At 50.3% G+C, this 21,005-nt stretch carries 19 protein-coding genes and 1 rRNA gene; 13 read left to right on the top strand and 7 right to left on the bottom strand.

The genetic code is table 11. The features are described from left to right. The first annotated feature begins 31 nt into the window (after positions 1–31). Positions 32–149, top strand: a 5S ribosomal RNA gene (gene rrf, locus NG665_RS07940). Between the two features lie 324 nt (positions 150–473). On the opposite strand, the gene NG665_RS07935 is transcribed toward rrf, so the two are convergent. Continuing rightward, positions 474–2,360 carry a solute carrier family 23 protein gene (locus tag NG665_RS07935; RefSeq protein WP_252673169.1) on the bottom strand — a complete coding sequence of 629 codons (1,887 nt, stop codon included), beginning with the start codon at positions 2,358–2,360 and terminating at the stop codon, positions 474–476. Between the two features lie 227 nt (positions 2,361–2,587). Between NG665_RS07935 and NG665_RS07930 the strand changes: the two genes are divergently transcribed. Then, positions 2,588–4,054 (top strand): purine-cytosine permease family protein, encoded by a 1,467-nt coding sequence (locus tag NG665_RS07930; protein ID WP_252674109.1) that lies wholly within the window; start codon positions 2,588–2,590, stop codon positions 4,052–4,054. A 152-nt stretch (positions 4,055–4,206) separates the two neighbouring features. Here NG665_RS07930 and NG665_RS07925 read toward each other — a convergent pair whose 3' ends face one another. From NG665_RS07925 to NG665_RS07910, 4 genes are all read right to left on the bottom strand, one after another. Further along, a complete protein-coding gene (locus NG665_RS07925) occupies positions 4,207–4,461 on the bottom strand; it encodes a metal-sensitive transcriptional regulator (RefSeq protein WP_252673168.1) in 255 nt (84 codons plus the stop codon). Positions 4,462–4,513: 52 nt separating this feature from the next. Then, on the bottom strand, positions 4,514–6,136 hold the full coding sequence (locus tag NG665_RS07920; RefSeq protein ID WP_252673167.1) for an FAD-dependent oxidoreductase: 1,623 nt from the start codon (positions 6,134–6,136) through the stop codon (positions 4,514–4,516). A gap of 184 nt (positions 6,137–6,320) precedes the next feature. After that, positions 6,321–6,491: a DUF8730 family Cys-rich protein gene (locus tag NG665_RS07915; RefSeq protein ID WP_252673166.1), complete on the bottom strand. Its 171-nt coding sequence runs from the start codon at positions 6,489–6,491 to the stop codon at positions 6,321–6,323. A 305-nt stretch (positions 6,492–6,796) separates the two neighbouring features. After that, positions 6,797–7,207, bottom strand: a complete 411-nt coding sequence (locus NG665_RS07910) for a YccF domain-containing protein (RefSeq protein ID WP_252673165.1) — start codon at positions 7,205–7,207, stop codon at positions 6,797–6,799. Between the two features lie 153 nt (positions 7,208–7,360). On the opposite strand from NG665_RS07910, the gene NG665_RS07905 reads away from it, so the two are divergent. The 4 genes from NG665_RS07905 (at position 7,361) to ispF (ending at position 10,112) form a co-directional block, all read left to right on the top strand. Beyond that, positions 7,361–8,101, top strand: a complete 741-nt coding sequence (locus tag NG665_RS07905; protein ID WP_252673164.1) for a phosphoglyceromutase — start codon at positions 7,361–7,363, stop codon at positions 8,099–8,101. Positions 8,102–8,266: 165 nt separating this feature from the next. After that, a complete protein-coding gene (locus NG665_RS07900) occupies positions 8,267–8,812 on the top strand; it encodes a CarD family transcriptional regulator (protein WP_252673163.1) in 546 nt (181 codons plus the stop codon). 62 nt (positions 8,813–8,874) lie between these two features. Further along, positions 8,875–9,561, top strand: a complete 687-nt coding sequence (ispD, locus tag NG665_RS07895; protein ID WP_252673162.1) for a 2-C-methyl-D-erythritol 4-phosphate cytidylyltransferase — start codon at positions 8,875–8,877, stop codon at positions 9,559–9,561. Between the two features lie 68 nt (positions 9,562–9,629). Further along, positions 9,630–10,112, top strand: a complete 483-nt coding sequence (ispF, locus tag NG665_RS07890) for a 2-C-methyl-D-erythritol 2,4-cyclodiphosphate synthase (protein WP_252673161.1) — start codon at positions 9,630–9,632, stop codon at positions 10,110–10,112. A 63-nt stretch (positions 10,113–10,175) separates the two neighbouring features. Here the strand turns inward: ispF and NG665_RS07885 are convergent, their stop codons facing one another. Then, a complete protein-coding gene (locus tag NG665_RS07885) occupies positions 10,176–11,588 on the bottom strand; it encodes an MFS transporter (protein WP_252673160.1) in 1,413 nt (470 codons plus the stop codon). 202 nt (positions 11,589–11,790) lie between these two features. Between NG665_RS07885 and cysS the strand changes: the two genes are divergently transcribed. From cysS to NG665_RS07860, 5 genes are all read left to right on the top strand, one after another. After that, positions 11,791–13,215, top strand: coding sequence for a cysteine--tRNA ligase (cysS, locus tag NG665_RS07880; RefSeq protein WP_252673159.1), 1,425 nt, complete (start codon positions 11,791–11,793; stop codon positions 13,213–13,215). After that, positions 13,215–14,198, top strand: coding sequence for a 23S rRNA (guanosine(2251)-2'-O)-methyltransferase RlmB (rlmB, locus tag NG665_RS07875; RefSeq protein WP_252673158.1), 984 nt, complete (start codon positions 13,215–13,217; stop codon positions 14,196–14,198). Before cysS ends, rlmB begins: the two co-directional genes overlap by 1 nt. A gap of 2 nt (positions 14,199–14,200) precedes the next feature. Continuing rightward, the gene (locus NG665_RS07870) at positions 14,201–15,505 is read left to right on the top strand and encodes a hypothetical protein (protein WP_252673157.1); all 1,305 of its coding nucleotides are present in this window, start codon (positions 14,201–14,203) and stop codon (positions 15,503–15,505) included. Positions 15,506–15,512: 7 nt separating this feature from the next. Further along, the gene (locus NG665_RS07865; RefSeq protein ID WP_252673156.1) at positions 15,513–16,034 is read left to right on the top strand and encodes an ASCH domain-containing protein; all 522 of its coding nucleotides are present in this window, start codon (positions 15,513–15,515) and stop codon (positions 16,032–16,034) included. A 99-nt stretch (positions 16,035–16,133) separates the two neighbouring features. Then, on the top strand, positions 16,134–17,504 hold the full coding sequence (locus NG665_RS07860; protein WP_252673155.1) for a uracil-xanthine permease family protein: 1,371 nt from the start codon (positions 16,134–16,136) through the stop codon (positions 17,502–17,504). 3 nt (positions 17,505–17,507) lie between these two features. Here the strand turns inward: NG665_RS07860 and NG665_RS07855 are convergent, their stop codons facing one another. Continuing rightward, complete coding sequence (locus NG665_RS07855) at positions 17,508–18,080, bottom strand: LytR C-terminal domain-containing protein (RefSeq protein ID WP_252673154.1); 573 nt, start codon at positions 18,078–18,080, stop codon at positions 17,508–17,510. Positions 18,081–18,253: 173 nt separating this feature from the next. Between NG665_RS07855 and NG665_RS07850 the strand changes: the two genes are divergently transcribed. Both NG665_RS07850 and NG665_RS07845 read left to right on the top strand, forming a co-directional pair. Further along, on the top strand, positions 18,254–19,555 hold the full coding sequence (locus tag NG665_RS07850; protein ID WP_252673153.1) for an MFS transporter: 1,302 nt from the start codon (positions 18,254–18,256) through the stop codon (positions 19,553–19,555). A gap of 332 nt (positions 19,556–19,887) precedes the next feature. Then, a complete protein-coding gene (locus tag NG665_RS07845) occupies positions 19,888–20,976 on the top strand; it encodes a DUF5979 domain-containing protein (protein ID WP_252673152.1) in 1,089 nt (362 codons plus the stop codon). Positions 20,977–21,005 lie beyond the last annotated feature (29 nt).

The raw sequence follows: 21,005 nt of genomic DNA, 5'->3' as shown, positions 1-21,005 counted from the left end.
AGTGGTGGTGGTATTAAACTCCAAGATTTTTGACGGTGGTCATAGCGGTAGGGAAACGCCCGGCTCCATTCCGAACCCGGATAGCTAAGCCTACCAGCGCCGATGGTACTGCACTCGAGGGAGTGTGGGAGAGTAGGACACCGCCGTCAACACATTATTGACAAGGTAGGAGACACCACCCAGTAGGTTAAACTATTGTGGTTGTGTCTCCTACCATTTTCGTGTATATAGAATAAACCAGTAAACACCCGCACCCCTCCCAACCACAAACACACACCCACAAAATTATTGATAGCTAGCTATTAGACTTATAACTACCGCCGGTCAACTCGTTACTTCGCGTGATCCTTGATTAATTATGCTCACTGTTGTGCAGTATCGGAATCTGGCATACTTGGCGGAAAACATTATCGTACAAATGAGTGGGAGGACTCCGATCCGGAGTCCTCCCACGTGAGAATCTATCTTAACGATTAGCCTTGATATTCGTGAGCTCGCTGATTGGCGCCACGGATCAGAATACCGAGGCGGTCGTCTGCAATATCAACCACTTGTGTCACCGCAACAATATGTTCAACTTCGGGAGCGTGAGCTAATCTGCGGCGGGCATCATCTAAGATTCCTTCCATAGATGCATCCGTAGTCAAAAATGCCACATACGGAATACCGAACTTCGCCCGATAGCTATCACACAGTTCCTTGAGTTCTGTTAGCTGCGCTTGGCTCGCAGTGCCCAAGGCAAACGAACCAATGACCTGAGTGTTTTCATCGTTGTCGGGTGCGGTTACGATCTCATACATATCTGGATAGGAAGATACTAGTGACATACGTTGCGCTGCATCAGCTTGAACCACCCCTACAAGTAGCGCATCACGAAGTTGGGTCACGGAGTCGAACGGACGAGTCTGCCAGGCGTTCTCAAGTGGCCAGATTTCTGAATTAAAGAGCGGACGCAATGTTGATACAAAGGATTGCTGATCCATTGCGTTGACGTCCACAAGGCTGACACCGGAGGCGATATGTTGTTCAGAACGCTTCGCTGAAAATGGCATGTGGAAGAACACCAGATTTAGCAAGATAGCGGTAATTGAACCGATTGACATTCCGGAAGAGAAAAAGACCTGTGCCCACTGTGGGAATACTTGAGCAACTTCGGGACGGAAAGTTACGAGCATCGCCAAGCCCAACGACGTCGTCACGATCGCTGCGATACGGAAGTCACCCAGATCGGATTTCGCAATCGTTTGCAAACCAACCCACGCCACGTTAGCGAACAACGCCAGCGAAGCGCCTCCGAGCACCGGAGAAGGGATTGAGGCAACGAGCGCTCCCACCTTTGGCAGTAAGCCAACGATGATCATCAACACGCCAGCGCCGGCAGCAACCCATCGCGATTTGATACCAGTTAGTCGCACCAACCCGACGTTTTGAGCAAACATGGTGTATGGGAAGGAATTGAGAATACCACCTAAGGTTGTTGATGCACCGTCAGCACGAATCGCGGCAGCCACGTCGGCAGAAGTAATGCGCTTACCAACAATCTCACCGGTAGCAAAAACGTCACCGGTAGTTTCCACCATCGTAATCAACATGACGATAATCATCGAAATAATAGCGGTGAACGAAAATACTGGCCATCCGAAATAGAACGGCGTCGTGACACCTAGTGCTGGAGAGTTCGTGATTGCTTCGAGCTTTTCTGGTTGAATATGGTCCATAACAAGAGCGATTGTGGTGCCGCCGATCAATCCAATCAATACCGAAATTGTTCCCAAAAATCCGCGGAAGAATCGCTGGACTAAAACGATGGCGAGCAGCGTGCCAAAGCCATAGGCTAGATCGCGAACCGCTGGAACGCCGTCAGCGTAGTTGACGAAGTCGTTAGCTGAAACCGCTAACAAAGAGGTTCCCATCACTAATAAAACCGTACCGGTGACGTGATGGGGGAAGAAACGAAGAAGCTTGGCAAAGAACGGTGCGGCAAAGAATGTAAACAAGCCAGCAACGATAATCGAACCGTAAATGACGGGTAGTGATGCCTCACCGCCTGCGCCGTCCGTGGCCGCCAAGCCGATGGCGATAATCGGGGCAACCGCAGTTGTTGTGACGCCTTGAATGATCGGCAAGCGAACACCGACTTTATTCGTCACACCTACGCTTTGAATCAACGTAGCTAAACCGCAGGTGAACAGGTCAGCGTTAATGAGATGGATCGTCGTCGCAGAATCTAAGTGTAGTGACGAGGCGATCAGCAGTGGAACAATGACTGCGCCAGCATAGAACGCAAGAAGATGTTGGAGGGACAAAAGAACAAGCTTGGGCGCCTTTGGCACGGCGTCTACCGAATTTTTCTGGTTCATGGCAAAAGCCTACCGAGCACAGGAAACCGCCAAAAACTGATGTCTAATATGTGAAATTCTCTTGTCCATTCTATGGAAGGCCATATTCTTACGGTATTACCGAGCACTAAGTCATGCGCCAGCGCTTTGCCGAGATCACAAAATTTCTCCCCGCACTCGCCTGCGATATCGGGCATACTGTTACCAACCAAGCAAAATATTTTGATACGAAAGTTGGTTTGAGGTCCATGGCGAACAAAGCCAGTAAATCTCCCGATTCTGTAGGTTTAACGATTGAAAGCAACGGCATCGACATTATCGCCGAGCATGAACGCACCGCAAAGCCGAGCGATCTTTTCTGGCCATGGTTCGCGGCCAATGTTTCAGTTTTCGGAATCTCGTACGCATCCTTTGTGTACGGTTTCGGCGTCTCGTTTATCCAAGCACTGATCATCGGTGTGATAGGTGTGACAATCTCGTTTGCCTTGTGTGGCGTGATAGCTATTGCCGGTAAACGCGGTTCCGCGCCGACCATGATTTTGTCTCGAGCGGCGTTTGGCGTGTATGGGCAACGGGTACCGGGAGTATTCTCATGGTTGATCTCGATCGGCTGGGAGACGTTCCTCGCTATCTTGGCAACTTTGGCCACTGCGACTGTTTTGGCTCAGATGGGCTGGAGTGGTGGAACGCTCACCAAAATAATTGCCTGCGTAGTTATTGCAACGATGATTGTTGTAGCCTCGGTGGCTGGGTACCACATCATTATGAAGATTCAGTCGGTATTAACATGGGTGACGGGTGCGTTGACGATTGTCTACCTCATTTTGACGTTGCCGCAAGTTGATTTTTCGGCAGTCATGGCACGCCCATCAGGTTCGACGACGGCGGTGATCGGTGCCCTCGTGATGCTCCTGACCGGTTTTGGCTTGGGATGGATTAATATCGCCGCTGACTGGTCGCGCTACCAGTCTCGCGATGTATCGGCGTGGAAGATCGTGGCGTGGAATACTTTCGGTGGCGCTATCTCGCCCGTATTTTTGTTGATCGCGGGTCTATTAATCGTCGGGTCGAATCCGGAATTGGATGCGGGCATTGCCAGTGATCCGATTGGTACTTTGGCCACGATTTTGCCGACGTGGGTATTGTTGCCATTCTTGATTACCGCAGTGCTGGGCCTGGTTTCGGGCGCCGTGCTGGGTATCTATTCCTCTGGTTTGACGTTGCTGAGTTTAGGTGTGCGGATCCCGCGTCCGGCGGCGGCAGGTATTGATGGATTGATCTTGACAACGGGTACTATTTGGGTGGTCTTTTTTGCCCAAGACTTCCTAGGGCCATTCCAGTCGTTTTTGATTACGTTGGGTGTTCCGATTGCGTCGTGGGCTGGTTTGATGATTGCCGATATTGCGTTGCGCCGGCGGGAATATGATGAGCAGGCGTTGTTTGATCCAAAAGGGATTTATGGCGCCTGGGATTGGACGTCGTTGACGACGATGGCGCTGGCCTCGTTCGTCGGCTGGGGTCTAGTTATCAACAATTTCGCTGAAGAAGCAGCATGGAATAATTGGCAAGGCTATTTGCTCGGCCCACTTGGCTTAGGTGGCCGTGACGGGGAGTGGGCTTGGGCCAATCTCGGTGTGCTCTTCGCCCTGATTTTGTCCTTTGTGGCTGGCTACGTGTTGCGCTCTGCTAAGGTGGCTCGGCAAGAAAAGCGCTAAGGCGATATGTTGCGAATATGATGCTCGAGGCGGGCTGGTACTTAAACGTACCAGCCCGCCTTCGATTGAAATATAGGGAAGTGGTGCTCTATATCATCTAGCTCCCGCAATGTTCGATCTTTCGGAGCCGATCTGAACGAGCTTAGATGCTGCTAGGCGAGGGAGAGAAACATTTTTTCCAGATGTTCTTCTTCGATATCGTGCCCATCGGTATAACACTTTTTCATTCCGGTAGAGATAACCAGGTATCCGGCCCGGTCAATTGCTTTAGCAACGGCTGCTAGCTGCGGAATGATTTCGTGGCAGTCTTGTTCACTTTCTAGGGCGGCGATGACTGCATCGAGTTGTCCGCGGGCGCGTTTTAGTCGCGTAATGGCGGGTTTGACGTCCTGTGCCGGTAGATGCATGAGTGGTATTCCTTTGGAAGAGATGGGCAGATGTGACAGGTGCGTAGTGCGGTTAGACGCGGGTGGTCTGGCCAAACTTCCACGTCGTATATCCGCCGTCGAGGTTTGCGCATTCGATGGCGTTGTTCGACAGCAAGGTGCATGCGACATGGCCACGCAGTCCGACTTGGCAATGGACGAGGACCTTTTTATCCTTCAGCTCGGTAAGACGTTGGCGGAGTTCATCGACTGGGATGTTGATAGCTCCAGGGATATTTCCGCGATCATATTCTTGTGGTGTGCGCACATCAACGAGCGTCCAACCTTCGTCTAGTGCTGATTGGAGTTCGTGCCACTGGAAAGTTTTTTCACCTGCTAGTGCGTTGTCATCGATAAATCCAAGCATATTGATTGGGTCTTTTGCCGAGCCGAATTGCGGAGCATAAGCTAATTCAAGATCGGCTAGGTCTGCGGCTTTCACATGTGCGCGCATAGCTGTGGCAATCACGTCAATGCGCTTGTCGACGCCGTCATATCCTATTGCTTGTGCGCCGAGGATGGAGTCGTCGTCGGCATCGACTATAAGTTTGAGGTTCAAACCAGTTGCGCCCGGATAGTATCCGGCATGATTGACGGGATGGGTGTGAATAACCCGAACATTTTTCCCTGCGCTACGTGCGCGACGTTCATTCCATCCGGTTGTGGCGATCGCTAAACCAAAGAGTCCGATAATGGCGGTGCCCAGAACAGGTTGGGCGTTGGTGGCGCGTCCGGTAATAATATCGGCCACAAGGCGCCCATGGCGGTTTGCGGTTTGGGCGAGCGGGACCATGGTTCCTTCTCCAGAGATGGCATCAGTTTTCTGTGCTGCGTCACCGAGAGCGAAGATTGCTGGATCGGAGGTTTGTTGGCGGGCATCGACGACGATACCACCACGTTCGTTGAGTTCTATCCCTGCAGTGCGTGCAAGATCAGTGGCTGGTTCTACCCCGAGTGCGGCGATAACGGTATCTGCAGGTAGATGCTGATCGCCGGCTACTACGTATCCATCTTCAATTGCTGTGACTTGGGTGTTGGCCAAAATAGTGATGCCATTTTCTTCCAAGTGCTTAGTGACGATTGCCGCCATCTCAGCATCGAGGGGAGCCATAATGTGTGGAGCTTGCTCCACTACGGTGACGCTGATTGAACGCTTGGCAAGGTTTTCTGCCAATTCCAGTCCGATAAAACCGCCACCGATGATAACTGCACGCTCCACAGTGGTGTGCGAGATAGCAGCGACGATACGATCGGTATCTTCTACTGTGCGCAAAGTCAGCGCCTTGTCGATGCCAGGAATCGGGGGAGTAAGTGGGCGAGCTCCTGGGGATAACACGAGATAATCGTAGGCGATCTCGTAGTTACCTTCTGGACTCGTAACTGCAACAGTTTTCGCTGCGCGGTTAATCTCGGTGGCTGTGGTGTTGGTTCGTACGTCGAGATTGAATCGCGCTTTGAGTGACTGTGGTGTTTGCAGGAGTAAGTTCGACCTTTCGGTAATTTCTCCGCCGATAAAATAGGGTAGTCCGCAGTTCGCGAATGAGACGTATCCTGAAGATTCTAAAACGATTATCTCCATCTGTTCATCATTACGACGAAGTCGTGTTGCGGTGGACATTCCACCAGCTACACCGCCAATAATTACCGTAGTGGTCATGTGATTCCTTGTATTTTGTTGTGAGTGGGGTTAAGGGCTAAGTGTTGTGCGCAGCCAAGTCCAGTTTGAGGTTTCAGCTGGTGATGTTTTCACCCGAGCTGGGAGATTTCGATCGTGAGCTGGGGTGGATTTCGTACGTGAGGCTGACTGCCTTTTGCACGTGAGGCTAGACGGATACCGATTCCTAGCTAAATAGAGAGCGGAAGAATCCGCCGCCTTTTGCTTGAGCTTTTTCTTCTTCGGTGCAGGTGCACCACTGCCCAGCAGGTACCTTAGCTTTTACCGAAGCAACATGCTGGCCGCAACCGCCCCATGTTGTTTTGCCACAATTTTTGCAGGTAACTGGATAGCACATTATATTCTCCTTGGTGTTATATGTTCGATTTAGCTACGATAGCTTCAATATACCCCTAGGGGTATATTGAAGGCAAGGCAAACAACGTAATTCGCGCGGATACGCCTAAAGTTTGCCCGGTAAGTAAAATAAAATGTGCCCGGCAAGCAACCTGTGCTAACGGGAAAATTCACCGGGCAAATCTCGTGCGTGCACTACTCCAGTAAGGTGGTTTGGCGTGCTCGTGGCAGGCAATATCCGCCGTCGTTACTAAAACACGCTACCCCAGCGCCGCGCGAGGCTCCCATCACCGAACGCGCCTTTAGCTAGTTCACAGTGACAACGACGTCGTAGCTGCCAGCGATAGTCGACGGCACGACCATTTTCCCAAAGGGGAAACATGAAACAGGAATAAGCTTGATGTGGACAATAGCCAGCGGTATCCCGATAATCGTCAACGTCAACGCTACCGCACTAAGCAGATGCCCAACCGCAAGCCAGATACCGGCGATGAAGAACCATACGATATTCATCAAGGTAGACCCGGCACCAGCGCCCGGTTGGCGAACTATGCTTTGCCCAAACGGCCAAATAACGAATTTGGCAATGCGAAACGACACCACGCTTATTGGCAAAGTGATAATGAAAATAGCTGCTATAACGCCAGCGCCCAGATATCCCAAAAACATGCCAAGCCCACCGAATATCAGCCAGATAATATTGAGCAAAGTTTTCATAATCCCAATATATAGCCTCCTTCCGACACAGTTTCGTAACACCAAAAATCTCAGGCACTACGACCTAACTAAAATCGAGTGAACACAAGTAGACTAGAAGTAGTGCGCGCTCGCGCATCATAAAGTGTTACCGATCATGGAAGTAAAACACAGATGACTTACAAACTCGTTCTCGTCCGTCACGGCGAAAGTGAATGGAATGCCAAGAACCTCTTCACTGGCTGGGTTGATGTCCCACTCTCAGAGAAGGGAACTGAAGAAGCAAAGCGTGCAGGTAAGCTCCTCAAGGATGCAAACGTCTTGCCAGATCTGCTATTCACATCCTTGCTTCGCCGCGCTATTATGACCGCAAATCTTTCCCTAGATGCTGCCGATCGCCACTGGATTCCAGTCAAGCGCAACTGGCGTCTCAACGAGCGTCACTACGGTGCGCTCCAAGGAAAGAACAAGAAAGAAATTCGTGATGAATACGGTGAAGAACTGTTTATGCAGTGGCGCCGTTCATACGATGTTCCACCACCAGCAATCGAAGCTGGCTCGGAGTTCTCTCAGGATTCTGACCCACGCTACGCTGGTGAGCCAATTCCAGCAACCGAATGCTTGCAAGATGTTCTCGAACGTCTCTTGCCATACTGGGACGAAGAGATCGTACCAGAACTCAAGTCCGGCAAGACCGTCATGATCGCCGCTCACGGCAATTCCTTGCGTGCAATCGTAAAGCACCTCGATGGTATTTCTGACGATGAAATCTCCGGTTTGAACATCCCAACTGCTATTCCGCTCTACTACGAATTGGATGAAGAAACCCTCAAGCCAGTTACCAAGGGTGGCACCTATCTTGATCCTGAAGCTGCAAAGGCTGCTATTGAAGCTGTAGCAAATCAGGGTAAGTAAACCGCTGAGAGCATAGATATTAGGGAGCATACCAAAAGGTGTGCTCCCTAATTCTTATCGCTAAATATTGTGTTATCACGCCATAAGCGTAGGGGTATGACGGGAGATGGTGTATTTTTGGTAGACTAGGTGTATTCATTGTTCGCAAAGATAGAGAGACACCACATGAGCTTCAAAGTCGGAGAAACTGTCGTTTACCCACATCACGGGGCTGCGTACATTGAAGATATTTCAGAAAAAATCATGCGTGGCGAAAAGCGGCTGTATCTTACCTTGCGTATTATTCAAGGCGATATGGTCATTCAGGTTCCGGCAGATTCGATCGAACAAGTTGGTCTGCGCGATGTATCTAACGATGAACAGTTAGAGCAAGTCTTTGCTGTTTTACGAGAAGAAAACGTTGAGGAACCATCGAACTGGTCGCGTCGCTACAAGGCGAATGGCGAAAAGCTGACATCGGGCGATGTGAAGAAAGTTGCTGAGGTTGTGCGCGATCTTACTCGGCGCAATTCCGACCGTGGCTTATCTGCCGGTGAGAAACGAATGCTTGCGCAGGCACATGCAATTCTCGGTTCGGAGGTAGCTTTGGGTCGTGGAATTAGTGAAGATGAAGCAACCGAGCTATTAAACGAGATTTTGGGGGAGTTCGTCCTTCCTCTCGACTCAACCGACACCGTAGATACACCACTTTCTGCGCAGTCGGCTGAATAATTTTTATGATGAAGGTGGGTCGTACCGGCAAGGTGCGGCCCATTTCGTTAGATGAGGGTAACATGACGTGGAGTGCAATTATTGCTGGAGCCGGATCAGGGACTCGGTTAGGGGCAAACATCCCTAAAGCACTTGTTCATCTCGGCGGGACGCCGTTGATTGTCCACGCAGTCCAGGCAATGAACAACGCAGGGATTGCCGATTGTATTGTCACCGTACCGGATGGATACTTGGACGAATTTCGCCGCGTCTTTAACGACGCCGGCCTTGAAGTTCGTTTGACTTTAGGCGGATCGACCCGTCAAGAATCTGTTGCGTTAGGTTTGGCGTTAGTGACAACCGATGCGGTGCTAGTTCACGATGCGGCGCGCGCTTTGACTCCCGTTTCGATGATCCAACGAGTTATACAGGCTATCGACGCCGGTGCGCAAAGTGCGATACCAGCACTGCCGGTTGTCGATACAATTAAACGAGTTTCTAAGCAGGGTAGAGTTAGTGAAACTCTCTTGCGTCACGAATTGCAAGCAGTTCAAACCCCTCAAGGATTTTTAACTCCCACGCTTCGCCGGGCGCATGACCTTGGCAACCAACCACACCATTTTGAGGCCAACGCTGCGCCAGATGATGCGGCCCTAGTGGAACTGATTGGCGAAGAGGTCGTTGTTGTTCCAGGGGCATACGAAGCGTTGAAGATCACCACGCCGTTTGATCTTAGCGTTGCTGAACTTCTCTTGACTCAAAGCCGGTAGCTTCCTAGATCTAAAAACTTTCCATATCTGGTAACTTCCCCAAACCCTTAGCTGTAAAGGAAACACACATGGTCAGTGATATGCGAGTTGGCACCGCGGTAGATATACACGCCTTTTCCAGTGATCCACACCGTAACCTCTATCTAGCTTGCTTATCGTGGCCAGGCGAACAGGGCCTTGAGGGGCACTCAGATGCCGACGTCGTCGCCCATGCAGCGGCCGATGCCGTGCTTATTGCGAGCGGAATAGGGGAATTAGGTACCGTCTTCGGAGTAGACCAGCCACAGTGGGCTGGCGCCTCGGGCCAAACCCTGCTCACCCAAGCCGTAAACCTCGTCAGGGAAGCTGGCTGGACGATCATGAATATTAGTGTCCAACTTTTAGGGCAAAAACCACGGTTTGCACCCCGAAAATCCGAAGCCGAAACGGTGATGACCCAGATAGTTGGCGCGCCGGTATCAGTTTCCGCATCGACGTCGGACCACCTTGGTTTTATCGGACGTAAAGAAGGACTGGCTGCGATCGCTACCGCACTGGTTATCAAGCAATAATAGCGATTGTGAGACGGCTAGCGACTCTCAGCGTCACGATATCCGACGAACCCGCTTCGATGGTTAGGCCACATTGTGTTGCCGACGTCGAGCGTGCCGCGCAACCGGGATAAAGGAAATCAGACCAACGATCAAAACCGCGCTGATTCCCAAGATCCCAAAATAGGCAGCATCTTGACGAGCAATGTCTAAATACCATGCTCCAACGGAGATAGCAGTTGCATAGAGCAGCGGCGCAATCGGTGAGGCAGCTCGGCCAGTGGTGGCGTAGAGTCCGAAGATTTCTGCTTCTTCACCTTCGGGGGCGAGTCTGGTCAAATAGGTACGGGATGCGGACTGGGTGGGGCCGACGAAGACGGTGAGTGCTAGGCCGAAAATCCAGTAGATCTCATGGCCAGATAGACCCAATAGCCCATCGTGGAAGAAGAAAACACCTAGACCGAGCAAGACCATCGCGCCAACGGAGAAGATGATGACTTTCGCTGCGCCGATCCAATCTTCGAGCCAGCCGAATGCGATCGTGAAAATGCCTGCCACAACGTTGGTGGCGATACCAAAGACGATCACTTCGGAGGTGGAAAAACCAAAGGCCACTCCGGCGATAATTGCCCCGAAGGAGAAAATTCCGGCTAAGCCATCGCGGTAGATTGCCGAAGAAACCAAGAACCATAAGATGATGCGGTCATTGCGCCACAGCTCAGCGATAGAGCGGAAGAGCTCCCGGTAGGAGTCAAAGAAACCGTCAACTGCGGACTGCTCGGCTTTTGGCTTGTTCTTCAAGGTCAGGAGTAACGGCAATGAGAAACCACCGAACCACAAACCGGCTAAGAGCATCGAGACGCGAACATTTAAGCCGTCGTCGGCCGAAACGCCGAACAAGCCGACGTCGGGATTGATGAAACCGAAGAATAGTATAAGGAGAAGGACAATTCCGCCAAGGTAGCCTAGTCCCCAGCCGAAACCCGAGACGCGACCGTAGTTTTCCCGTTCAGTTAGGTCTGACAGTAGCGAGTTGTAGACGACCGATCCGGTCTCAAACAAAATATTGCCCACGGCTACTAGTGCCAAACCGAGAGTGAGGTATTGCTGCTCGGGACGCACGAAGAAAAGTAGGGCAATAATGCTGGCAGTGCCCAAGGTGGTGATACGTAAAACTGTGGCGCGTTTGCCGGAACGATCTACGGCTTGTCCGAGAGCAGGAGCAATAATCGCAATGAAAATCCCGGCGATTCCTAACGCCCAGCCAAGATTGGCGTTGGCTTGGTCGCCGAAGAATTTAGGATTAGAAATATAGACCGCGAAAATGAATGTGGTGACGATGGCGTTGAAAGCCGCCGATCCCCAGTCCCACAAACCCCAGTAAATAATCGCTTTGCTAAAAAGGCTTGATTTTTTGGGTGTTTCTTCCAATGGCGCTACTTTTGTCGGAAAAGGGAGCGCGTCGTTGCTTGGAAGTGACGATGGTTCAAGTTTCATACTTGTTAATCTATCGCTATTTGGTGACCAATGGGTTAATTTTCTCAAGAGGTTTAGGTGTGATTCATTGCATTAAGCGAATAATTTCTGCACGAGGAAGGCGATGATGATACAGAGGTTTTCTCGCGGTGGATAAAGTGTGTTTTCCGCTGGCAGCTACGAGTGTGCAAGATATGTGGGATTTTCTGTGTAAAATCGAAGTATGGCACTACATATTTATGATTCAGCAACACGCTCGATGCGTGAGTTCACCCCTCTTATCCCTGGTAAAGTCGGTATCTATCTGTGTGGTGCCACAGTTCAAGGTTCGCCTCATATTGGCCACATGCGTTCGGCACTAGCTTTCGATATTTTGGTGCGCTGGTTACGCCGTCGTGGATACGAGACGACGATGGTGCGTAACGTTACTGATATTGACGATAAGATTTTGGCAAAATCGGCCCAAGCGGGGCGCCAGTATTGGGCGCACGCTTATAAGTATGAAAATGAATTCAACCAAGCCTATGACGCGCTTGGCGTGTTGCGACCAACCTATGAACCACGAGCAACCGGTCACATCCCGGAGATGATTTCATTTATCGCTAGGCTGATTGAAAGAGGCCATGCTTATCCGGGAAATCCAGGCAACGTCTATTTTGATGTGGCTTCGCTTCCGGACTATGGTTCGCTCACCCGGCAAACCTTAGATGATTTTTCTGACGACGACGTCGAGCCAGATAAACGCAACCCGCGCGACTTCGCGCTGTGGAAGGCAGAAAAGCCAGGTGAACCGGCAACGGCTGCGTGGGATACCCCTTGGGGGCGCGGACGGCCCGGCTGGCACCTCGAATGCTCGGCAATGGCTGGAAAATATCTAGGTGAGGCGTTTGATATCCACGCAGGCGGAATCGATCTACGCTTCCCCCATCACGAAAATGAGCAGGCACAGTCACACGCAGCGGGCTACGATTTTGCCAACTATTGGATGCACAATGCCTGGGTGACTATCGACGGCGAAAAAATGAGTAAGTCATTGGGTAATTCGTTGGTTGTTTCTACGATTCTCAAGCAGCATCCGGCAGTGGTTGTTCGCCTTGCGTTGGCAACCGTGCACTACCGTTCTACGGTTGCCTACTCGGAGCGTACCTTAGCTGAGGCGAGTGCGATTTGGGATCGGCTCTCGGGGTTTGTGCAACGATCAATTGATGCCGTTGGCGAAGTGCCACTAGATGAGGTTGCCAGTGTTGGGCTGGAAGATTTTCCGGCAGATTTCGTTGCGGCGATGGATGACGATGTCAATGTTTCAGCTGCACTAGCGGTTATCCATGAGCATGTCACGGCAGGTAATAACGCGTTAGTTGCAGAAGAAGAGGTAGATATTCGCAATGAGCAGCTTTATGTGCGTGCCATGCTGGACGTCCTCGGTTTAGATCCGTGTGCGTCACCGTGGCGGGAAGAGCGATCATTGGGTTCGAATTACCATGATGCGTTGGATGCGCTTGTTCATACGATTCTTGATGAACGAGCAGCTGCGCGCGCTGCAAAGGATTGGGCGCGTGCTGACGCGTTACGAGATTCATTGCTTGCTGCGGGGATCCAGGTAGAAGATTCAGCTACTGGGGCTCGCTGGAAGATCGGAGAAAAATAATGGCAGGTCACTTTGGGCGTCCCGGTGCGGTTCGCAAGGGCATGAAAAAAGGATCAAAGGTAGGTTCTGGCGGGCAGCGTCGGCGTGGCCTTGAAGGTAAAGGTCCCACTCCCAAAGCTGAGGATCGCACATATCATCCAGCTCATAAGAAGAAGATTGCGCGTGAAGCTGCTGCGGAAAAGGCGGCGGGCCCGAAGTTGCGCGGTCATTTGCATACTCCTGAAGGATATGAGCTGGTTAGTGGCCGTAACCCAGTTGTTGAGATCGTCTCTTCGGGTATCCCGTTCTCGCGTGTGTTCGTTGTTGGCTCTCTTGCCAATGACGAACGGATTGCTACTGTGTTGCGTGCCGCAACTGAATCTGGTGCAGATTTAATTGAGGTAACCCGTCAAGAACTCGATAAGATGACTGACGGTCAAGTTCACCAAGGTATCGCTTTAGAAGTGCTACCTTACGAATATGCTGATATTGACGAACTGGTTGCTCGTGGTCACGATCACCTTGAGCCTGGTTTGATTGTGGCTCTTGATTCGGTAACCGATCCACATAATCTCGGTGCAGTGATGCGGTCGGCTTCAGCTTTTCGTGCCGATGGGGTACTGATTCCAGAACGGCGTAGCGCAGGTGTAACCGCGACCGTATGGAAAGTTTCTGCCGGTGCGGCAGCTCGAGTTCCAGTTGCGCGCGAAACCAATCTGGTGCGCGCCCTAGAAGAACTCAAAGAACAAGGGTATTTTGTTATCGGGCTTGATGGTGATGGTCAAGAATCCATTGATAACTTAGATATGGCAGATGTGCCGCTGGTAGTGGTGACGGGTTCTGAAGGTAAGGGATTATCGCGGCTAGTGCGCCAGACGTGCGATGTGATTGCTTCTATCGCGATCGCCTCAGATATGGAATCGCTTAACGCTGCTGTGGCAACTGGAATTGCACTCTATCAATTAGATGTTAATCGTCGGAAGTTCCATCAGAAGAAGGCATAATCATGACATCGTGGAGATCAGTTCGTGGGCATATTGATATTTTTGACCCATATCTCACTACTATCGATCGCATCGAAGAGTTCTTCGCTGAGCAACGAATTTTGGGTCGCGGTCAAGCAGGTGAACATGGCTATGAGTTTGAGGTAGCTATCAGTGGCAGGCGACGTCGCGTTGCGATGCTCGATGATGCCGGCACTGTTATTCGTGGCTTGAGCGTGAGTGATCTTCTGGTAGAGATGCAGGATAAACTTCGGAAAGTCGCAGTTGAACTCGATGGCGAGGTTGTCCACGGCCCACTCGATATTGGTGCCGTTGATATTGAAGCTGATATTGATGTCGACGAAAGCGATGCGGTAGGTGCTTTAGTTCATGACGCACTGGAATCTGGCGCTAGCGAGGATCTGGATTTTGGAGTTACAGGCGCAGATTTTCCAGATTTTGATGATGGCCCGATGATGTTGATGACCGATATGGCTTTGGCAGAAGTTCCTTCATTGGCTAATGCGCAAGAAGCTCCGATTATGGTGTCGAAACTCGGCACCTTACGAGTCTTAACATCCGAGCGATCCTTAGCTGGTTATCGTAAAGTTTTCCCTCGGCCAAATTATGTGATGGCCTTCGCAGTTACTATCCATGGACAATTCCATCCGACCCTCCTTGTACGACGCGATAATGTACGTTTTACTTGGGACTGGAGCGGTGAGCTCCCCGTATTTAGATGGATCGACGATGGCTCGATCGCCCATGAATTTGTTAATGACGAGTTGGGAGCTGGCGCTATTGCGCGCCTGGCTACAGCAGACTTGGTCAACGTGACGTTTGCTGAGATGCGGCATGCTTTGCTTGTAGAGCCACGAGCAGCAGTGCGTACGCTTATCCGAGTATTGGGATTACCTCATGAAATCGGCGAGGCTTTAACTGGTGAGGGAAACTTGTCCAACATCCCTGCAGCTAAGCTTATTTCTCCCGACGATTGGTCTTTTGAAGACGTGCTCGCGTGGGAATTTGCCGGTGAAGGAATAATTGAACCAGCGATGATGAAAGCCCTTAACTCGATCTATCTTGACCGTCCGTGGCTAGTGGCGGTTGGCTCAGCTTTCCAGTCAGCGATTGCTGGCGGTTTGCTTGCTACTGCGTTCCACCGCCACCGGCATGGTTATGGCGGGAAGACCCTTGGTGTGATCGGGGTGGGGGTATTGCTTAGTGCTTTTACTCGTATCGGTACCACAACATATATGCGTGATATTCTCGACCGTAAGCAAGCCGATATCGATATGTGGCGCAATATGCGCAACTGGCAAGGATAGGATCTTTATGTATATCTCTGAACCTCAACCCGAAGAACTCTCAGCCTTTTGGACCCGTGCAAAAGTTCGTTCTAAACTTGCCGAAGTCCCTGGAGTGATGGGAGTAACTGATGTTGTTTCGGTTGAGCCGCCAGCCTTCACATTGGGTGATGGTACGCGGAGTTGTGCCTCTAAACTTGCGTTATTAGTTGTTCGTGGGCAAAAGAGCGCTACCTCAAGTTACGCACCTGCCTATGACAGTGCCGGACTGGCCTACCCGAAAGTTGGAGATTTGGGGATTTTGCTTGACGGGGATGCAAAGCCGGTCGCTTTGATCCGCAATAGGGAAGTGGTTCTCATTCCTTTTGACGAAGTCACTTCAGAGGTCGCCCAGGCAGAAGGCGAGGGAGATCTGGAAAAATGGCGTGAAGCGCACGAACGAGTATTTACTGAAGACGCTCATGCTGTAGGTATCGACTTTGATCGTAGTGCCAATGTTGTTGTTGAATATTTCGATGTGATGTATCGAGTAGATACTGATATCGCATAGCTCACATTTGAACTATCCTGCCAGCTAAGGTTGCGATTCTTATCTTCTATTCCGTATAGTTCTGGACGTTTATGTATCTCGTTATTACAGGAGAATCGGATGTCGCAACTGTTTACCTGGAAGCTCCATGGCGATGGAACAAAAATTGCTCCGGGGGAAATTGTTCCTCCGCATGAGCGCCTTTCGTGGCCTATCACAATAGGGGTTGGCGCCCAACATATGGTGGCCATGTTTGGAGCGACGTTCCTCGTTCCCCTCATCACTGGTTTCGATCCGGCAACGACGTTATTCTTCACCGGAATCGGAACCATTCTTTTTATCCTGATCACCTCGGGACGTATTCCATCCTACCTAGGCTCGTCGTTCGCGTTTCTTGCCCCCATTGGAGCTGTGACCGGATATGTAGCTAAAGATGGGCTGCCACTTGATGATGAGCTTGCGGCTCTTGCACAAGGTGGCATCATCACTACTGGTGGCCTGCTTGCCCTAATCGGCATCGCCGCCCATTTTGCGGGTACCCGCTGGATCGATGTTCTCATGCCACCGGTTGTTACAGGGGCTATTGTTTCACTGATCGGTTTCAACCTTGCACCTGCAGCGTGGAACAATGTTCAGGCTGCGCCGGTGACGGCATCGATAACAATAGCAGCGATCTTGTTAGCAACCGTCCTTTTTAAGGGCATTATGGGCCGGTTGTCTATCTTGATCGGCGTTATCATCGGCTATATTGCTGCAATCATTCGTGGCGAGGTGAACTTTGATGCGGTTGCTGCAGCAGATCTTGTTGGTATTCCACATTTCCGTGCACCAGCCTTCGACCTTTCACTATTTGCCTTATTTATTCCAGTGGTTCTTGTACTAGTTGCGGAAAATGTTGGTCACGTTAAGTCGGTTGCTGCAATGACGGGGGAGAATCTGGATAAATACACCGGACGCGCACTATTTGCTGACGGTCTTGCCACGATGATCGCAGGGTCTGGTGGTGGTTCAGCAACAACTACTTATGCGGAAAATATCGGTGTTATGGCAGCAACTCGGATCTACTCAACCATTGCCTACATTGTGGCTGCCGGATTGGCGTTGTGCTTATCTATGTTGCCAAAGTTTGGTGTCGCAATTGCTACGATTCCACCAGGTGTTCTAGGCGGCGCTGCGACAGTCCTCTACGGCATGATTGGCATGTTAGGCATCCGTATTTGGGTTCAGAACAAAGTTGATTTCTCGGACCCGGTTAATCTCAATACTGCTGCTGTTGCTATGGTTATGGCGATTGCAAATTACACACTATTCATCGGTGATTTAGAGTTCTCTGGTATCGCACTGGGATCCTTTGGCGCAATTATCATCTACCATGTGATGCGCGCGATCTCGCGTTGGCGGGGAACAACAATCGAACCAGCGACCCCAGCTTCAGCTCCGGCGGGCGCTGAACTCGAAGAAGGCGCGTTACACCGCGAACCTCGCCAATAAGGTTTACTGAACCGGCTTACAGCCTTCGATCGGCTCCAGTGCGGCAGCGATATCTGCCTCATTGGGGCCGGTTTTTATTCCGTCAAACTTTTTACCAACAACGACGTCGAGGATCTCGGAGTTGTTGGTTTCATCGAAGTGAATGGTTGCGCCAGGGAAGTATGCACGGAGCGTATATGCTGCGTCAACACCATTTTTTCCAGCGATAATCCGGATTGATTCAGGCAATGCTTTGCCATTCCAGTTTGCAGTTTCGGTGATTGTGACTCCGAGTGTTGCCAGATTTTGCCCCACTTCACCGGCTTTTCCGTTGATAGATGTTGAGTTGTAGACGCGTGCGGTTAATGTGGAAAGCTCACGTGGTTGGATATCTGATGAAGGGCAGGGAACGAGATACTCAGGCTCAGCCTCTTTGGAAAACTCTCGTTGAAATGGCACTGGAACAACCCCGGTCCACACGAGTAATCCGAGGAGAAACAAAAACGCCATAATGGCGGATATGGAACCGAAGATAACGGTTTGCCGTTGTTGAAGGCGTCTGCGATATTCTGCGCGCGGATCATGCTGAGTACTCACCTTATATAATTTAGCGCAACTAGAGTCAATTGGGCGAAAGTTAGAGGGAAAAACTCCAAACGCGTGAACCAATGTTGAGTAACACAGGGCGATATTCGTTCCATTGTTCACCAAACGAAGATACAGCTGTAGCGCGTAATTCCGCTCCGTTAAACTGGAGTTGAGGTCGATCTATGTCTAAAACATTTCATTCGCTGTCTTATCCAAACTATCGTCTGTGGTTCATTTCTAACCTAGTATCCGCAACTGGTATGTGGATGCAACGAGTGTGTCAAATATGGGTCGTCTTGACTGTGCTAACCAACAATTCGGCGATTGCGGTTGGTTTAGTCACCGCATTTCAGTTCTTGCCACAGATGTTCTTAGGTCCCTTTGGTGGTGTCCTTGCCGACTGGGTGAATCGTCGCCGGTTGATCCAAATTACCCAGCTCGCAGTTGCCTTTATTGGTCTAGCTATGGGGCTCTTACTCGTGACACATACTGCCGGTCTTATCCACGTTTATTTAGCTGCAGTTTTATCTGGGATAGCAGATGCGCTATCGTCGGCAGTCCGCAACACGTTCTTATCCGAACTCGTACCGACGGCGTCGTTGCCGAATGCTATTAGTCTGAATTCGACGTCGTTCAATATTGCTCGACTATTTGGGCCAGCACTCGCGGGTCTGCTCATTGAACTGGTCGGCCCGGGCTGGGTTTTTATCTTAAACTTTGCCCTATTTATAGTGCCCGTGCTGGCACTTGCCGCCATGAAAGAGGAACATTTTTTCGCACACAAGGTGGCTGAACGGCACAAAGGAATGTTACGCGAAGGATTTGCATATGTGCGCACCCGCTCTGACATCGTCGCCATTTTAGTAATGATCGCAGTAGTCTCCGGTTTAGGGCTCAATTTTCAAGTTACCCAAGCGTTAATGGCAACCGAAGTTTATGGCGAAGGTGCTGGCTCGTATGGTCTACTTGGTTCGATGTTGGCAATTGGTTCTCTTAGTGGCGCGCTGTTCTCTGCACGGCGCAAAGCACCGCGGTTTTCACTATTGCTTCTTTATGCGGCGGTTTTTGGTCTGGTTGCGATTGCGGCTTCCTTAGCTCCAACGTATTTGTCGTTCGCTATTTTGATGATTCCAACCGGTTTTACAATGTTGACGTTCTTGATTGCCGTCAACACTTTAGTCCAGATAAGTACTCCGGCACACTTGCGTGGTCGAGTTCTAGCAATATATTTTGCGGTCAATTTAGGAATTACCCCAATTGGTTCTCCTTTGATTGGTTGGATCGGTCAGATGTGGGGCCCGCGCTGGTCGATCGCGATTGGTGGAATTGGTTCCATTCTTATCGCTGTCATAATTTTTATCTGGGCGAAGATCGCGTGGGATGTGGAGTTGCATCATCTCAAACGATGGCCATTTGTGAGTATCTATGGTCCACGTGAGCGTCATGTGGATAATTTCCGCGAGATCGATGATGGGTTACGGTGATTGTAGGGCCGCCTCAAAATTTCTCATGCTTGTTGCGAGAGGATCTTGTTTCACTCGGTGAGTTCTCGCCGAGGACGGACTATCGTTAACGACTTCTTTTGATATTCAAATAAGCATTGATGCCGATCCGCATTGTTCGATCAGTGGCCACGGACATAGGTATTGTGAAATTCAAAAGATTCTAGGTTAGCGCAGTTCACATTTATTATCACTGAATTGTGTTGTTTTCACGTCCGGCATGGGTTAGATTTACGACATCTCTTACGTGGGGTATATTTACTCGTACTCTTTAAATTTATTATTTGGTAATAACATACTAAGAACGGAACTTAATGAAAATTTCATCTCCTAATTTTTCGTCTGGCGTGCTCAGAACATTTGCTGCCGTAACGCTGTTTAGCGTCGGTATCGTTGGTTTTTCCAGCGGAGTTGCTATGGCTGACGAAGATCCAATTTCGTTTATTGTGAAGGTTGAAACAACCCCCGATAACGTTATTGACCCAGGTGAAAATATCGTAGTGGAATATAAATGTGGTGAGGCTGCTCCAGTACGCATTAATGTCCCGACTTCTGGCGAGTTAGTCAAGGTTAAAGATATTCCTACCGGAACTTCATGTGCAGTATTTGGTCACCTTGGTAATCCTAAAGATGGATATTCCAATGTTCTCAACACCGCACAACAAGATTTTGCAACAATTACCAAGGACGATGCGCAGAATGCTATCGCAGCACAAAATGCAGAAACCGTCCCGCAGACTGAAAGAACCAACTTAGGCCCGCTCATTAGAGTCACCAATGATGCTGAGAATATTCCTTTTTTCAAGATTAACAATGAGTACTTACGCAATACCGGTGCATTTGGAGTTTTCTCTATCGTTCGTGGAGCGGCTAAAGATCTCGCGCCAGAAGCATTCAGCTATGAATATACTTGTTACGACGAAGTAAGTGAGCAGACGAGTGCTCCGCAAACAATAACTTCCACAATGGTTGAAACACTGGTTGAACCGATTCGCATTGCACACGCGGAGAATATTCCTACGGGTACTTGCCATATTAAGCTTTCGGATGATTCCGTAGCGGGTACGACATTGGAGCGTACAGTGCTTGTTGATGGTAAGGAAGTCGCAGGAGATATGTTCGACATCGAGGTTGGATTCCCTGATCCCGTTGATGTACGGATCGAGTATGTTTATGAACCGGTTGTAGATGATCAGGAAGACGCTCCGGAGAAAACTCCTGCAACCCCAGAAACTCCGGCAACCCCAGAAACTCCTGCCGATCCTACTCCTGCCGCCGCTGAGCAGAAGGGTCAACTTGCTAAAACTGGTTTCACTAATGCAGGATACTTAGGTCTTGCTGGACTGTTCTTAGTTCTTGGCTCTGGAATGTTGCTGGCAGGGCGTAAGCAGAATAACTCTTGAGGTAGTAAAGATCCTCGCGTTATAGCGTG

The sequence above is a fragment of the Arcanobacterium pinnipediorum genome (genome assembly GCF_023973165.1).
Lineage (GTDB): Bacteria > Actinomycetota > Actinomycetes > Actinomycetales > Actinomycetaceae > Arcanobacterium > Arcanobacterium pinnipediorum.
This window is presented reverse-complemented; position numbering and strand designations above follow the sequence as displayed.

Coding starts and splice junctions, on each gene's coding strand:
- NG665_RS07860 (WP_252673155.1), top strand. CDS start 16,134: ATGTCGCAACTGTTTACCTGGAAGCTCCATGGCGATGGAACAAAAATT.
- NG665_RS07865 (WP_252673156.1), top strand. CDS start 15,513: ATGTATATCTCTGAACCTCAACCCGAAGAACTCTCAGCCTTTTGGACC.
- NG665_RS07845 (WP_252673152.1), top strand. CDS start 19,888: ATGAAAATTTCATCTCCTAATTTTTCGTCTGGCGTGCTCAGAACATTT.
- rlmB (WP_252673158.1), top strand. CDS start 13,215: ATGGCAGGTCACTTTGGGCGTCCCGGTGCGGTTCGCAAGGGCATGAAA.
- NG665_RS07885 (WP_252673160.1), bottom strand. CDS start 11,588: ATGAAACTTGAACCATCGTCACTTCCAAGCAACGACGCGCTCCCTTTT.
- NG665_RS07905 (WP_252673164.1), top strand. CDS start 7,361: ATGACTTACAAACTCGTTCTCGTCCGTCACGGCGAAAGTGAATGGAAT.
- NG665_RS07920 (WP_252673167.1), bottom strand. CDS start 6,136: ATGACCACTACGGTAATTATTGGCGGTGTAGCTGGTGGAATGTCCACC.
- NG665_RS07935 (WP_252673169.1), bottom strand. CDS start 2,360: ATGAACCAGAAAAATTCGGTAGACGCCGTGCCAAAGGCGCCCAAGCTT.
- NG665_RS07915 (WP_252673166.1), bottom strand. CDS start 6,491: ATGTGCTATCCAGTTACCTGCAAAAATTGTGGCAAAACAACATGGGGC.
- cysS (WP_252673159.1), top strand. CDS start 11,791: ATGGCACTACATATTTATGATTCAGCAACACGCTCGATGCGTGAGTTC.
- NG665_RS07900 (WP_252673163.1), top strand. CDS start 8,267: ATGAGCTTCAAAGTCGGAGAAACTGTCGTTTACCCACATCACGGGGCT.
- NG665_RS07870 (WP_252673157.1), top strand. CDS start 14,201: ATGACATCGTGGAGATCAGTTCGTGGGCATATTGATATTTTTGACCCA.
- NG665_RS07850 (WP_252673153.1), top strand. CDS start 18,254: ATGTCTAAAACATTTCATTCGCTGTCTTATCCAAACTATCGTCTGTGG.
- NG665_RS07925 (WP_252673168.1), bottom strand. CDS start 4,461: ATGCATCTACCGGCACAGGACGTCAAACCCGCCATTACGCGACTAAAA.
- NG665_RS07910 (WP_252673165.1), bottom strand. CDS start 7,207: ATGAAAACTTTGCTCAATATTATCTGGCTGATATTCGGTGGGCTTGGC.
- ispF (WP_252673161.1), top strand. CDS start 9,630: ATGGTCAGTGATATGCGAGTTGGCACCGCGGTAGATATACACGCCTTT.
- NG665_RS07930 (WP_252674109.1), top strand. CDS start 2,588: ATGGCGAACAAAGCCAGTAAATCTCCCGATTCTGTAGGTTTAACGATT.
- ispD (WP_252673162.1), top strand. CDS start 8,875: ATGACGTGGAGTGCAATTATTGCTGGAGCCGGATCAGGGACTCGGTTA.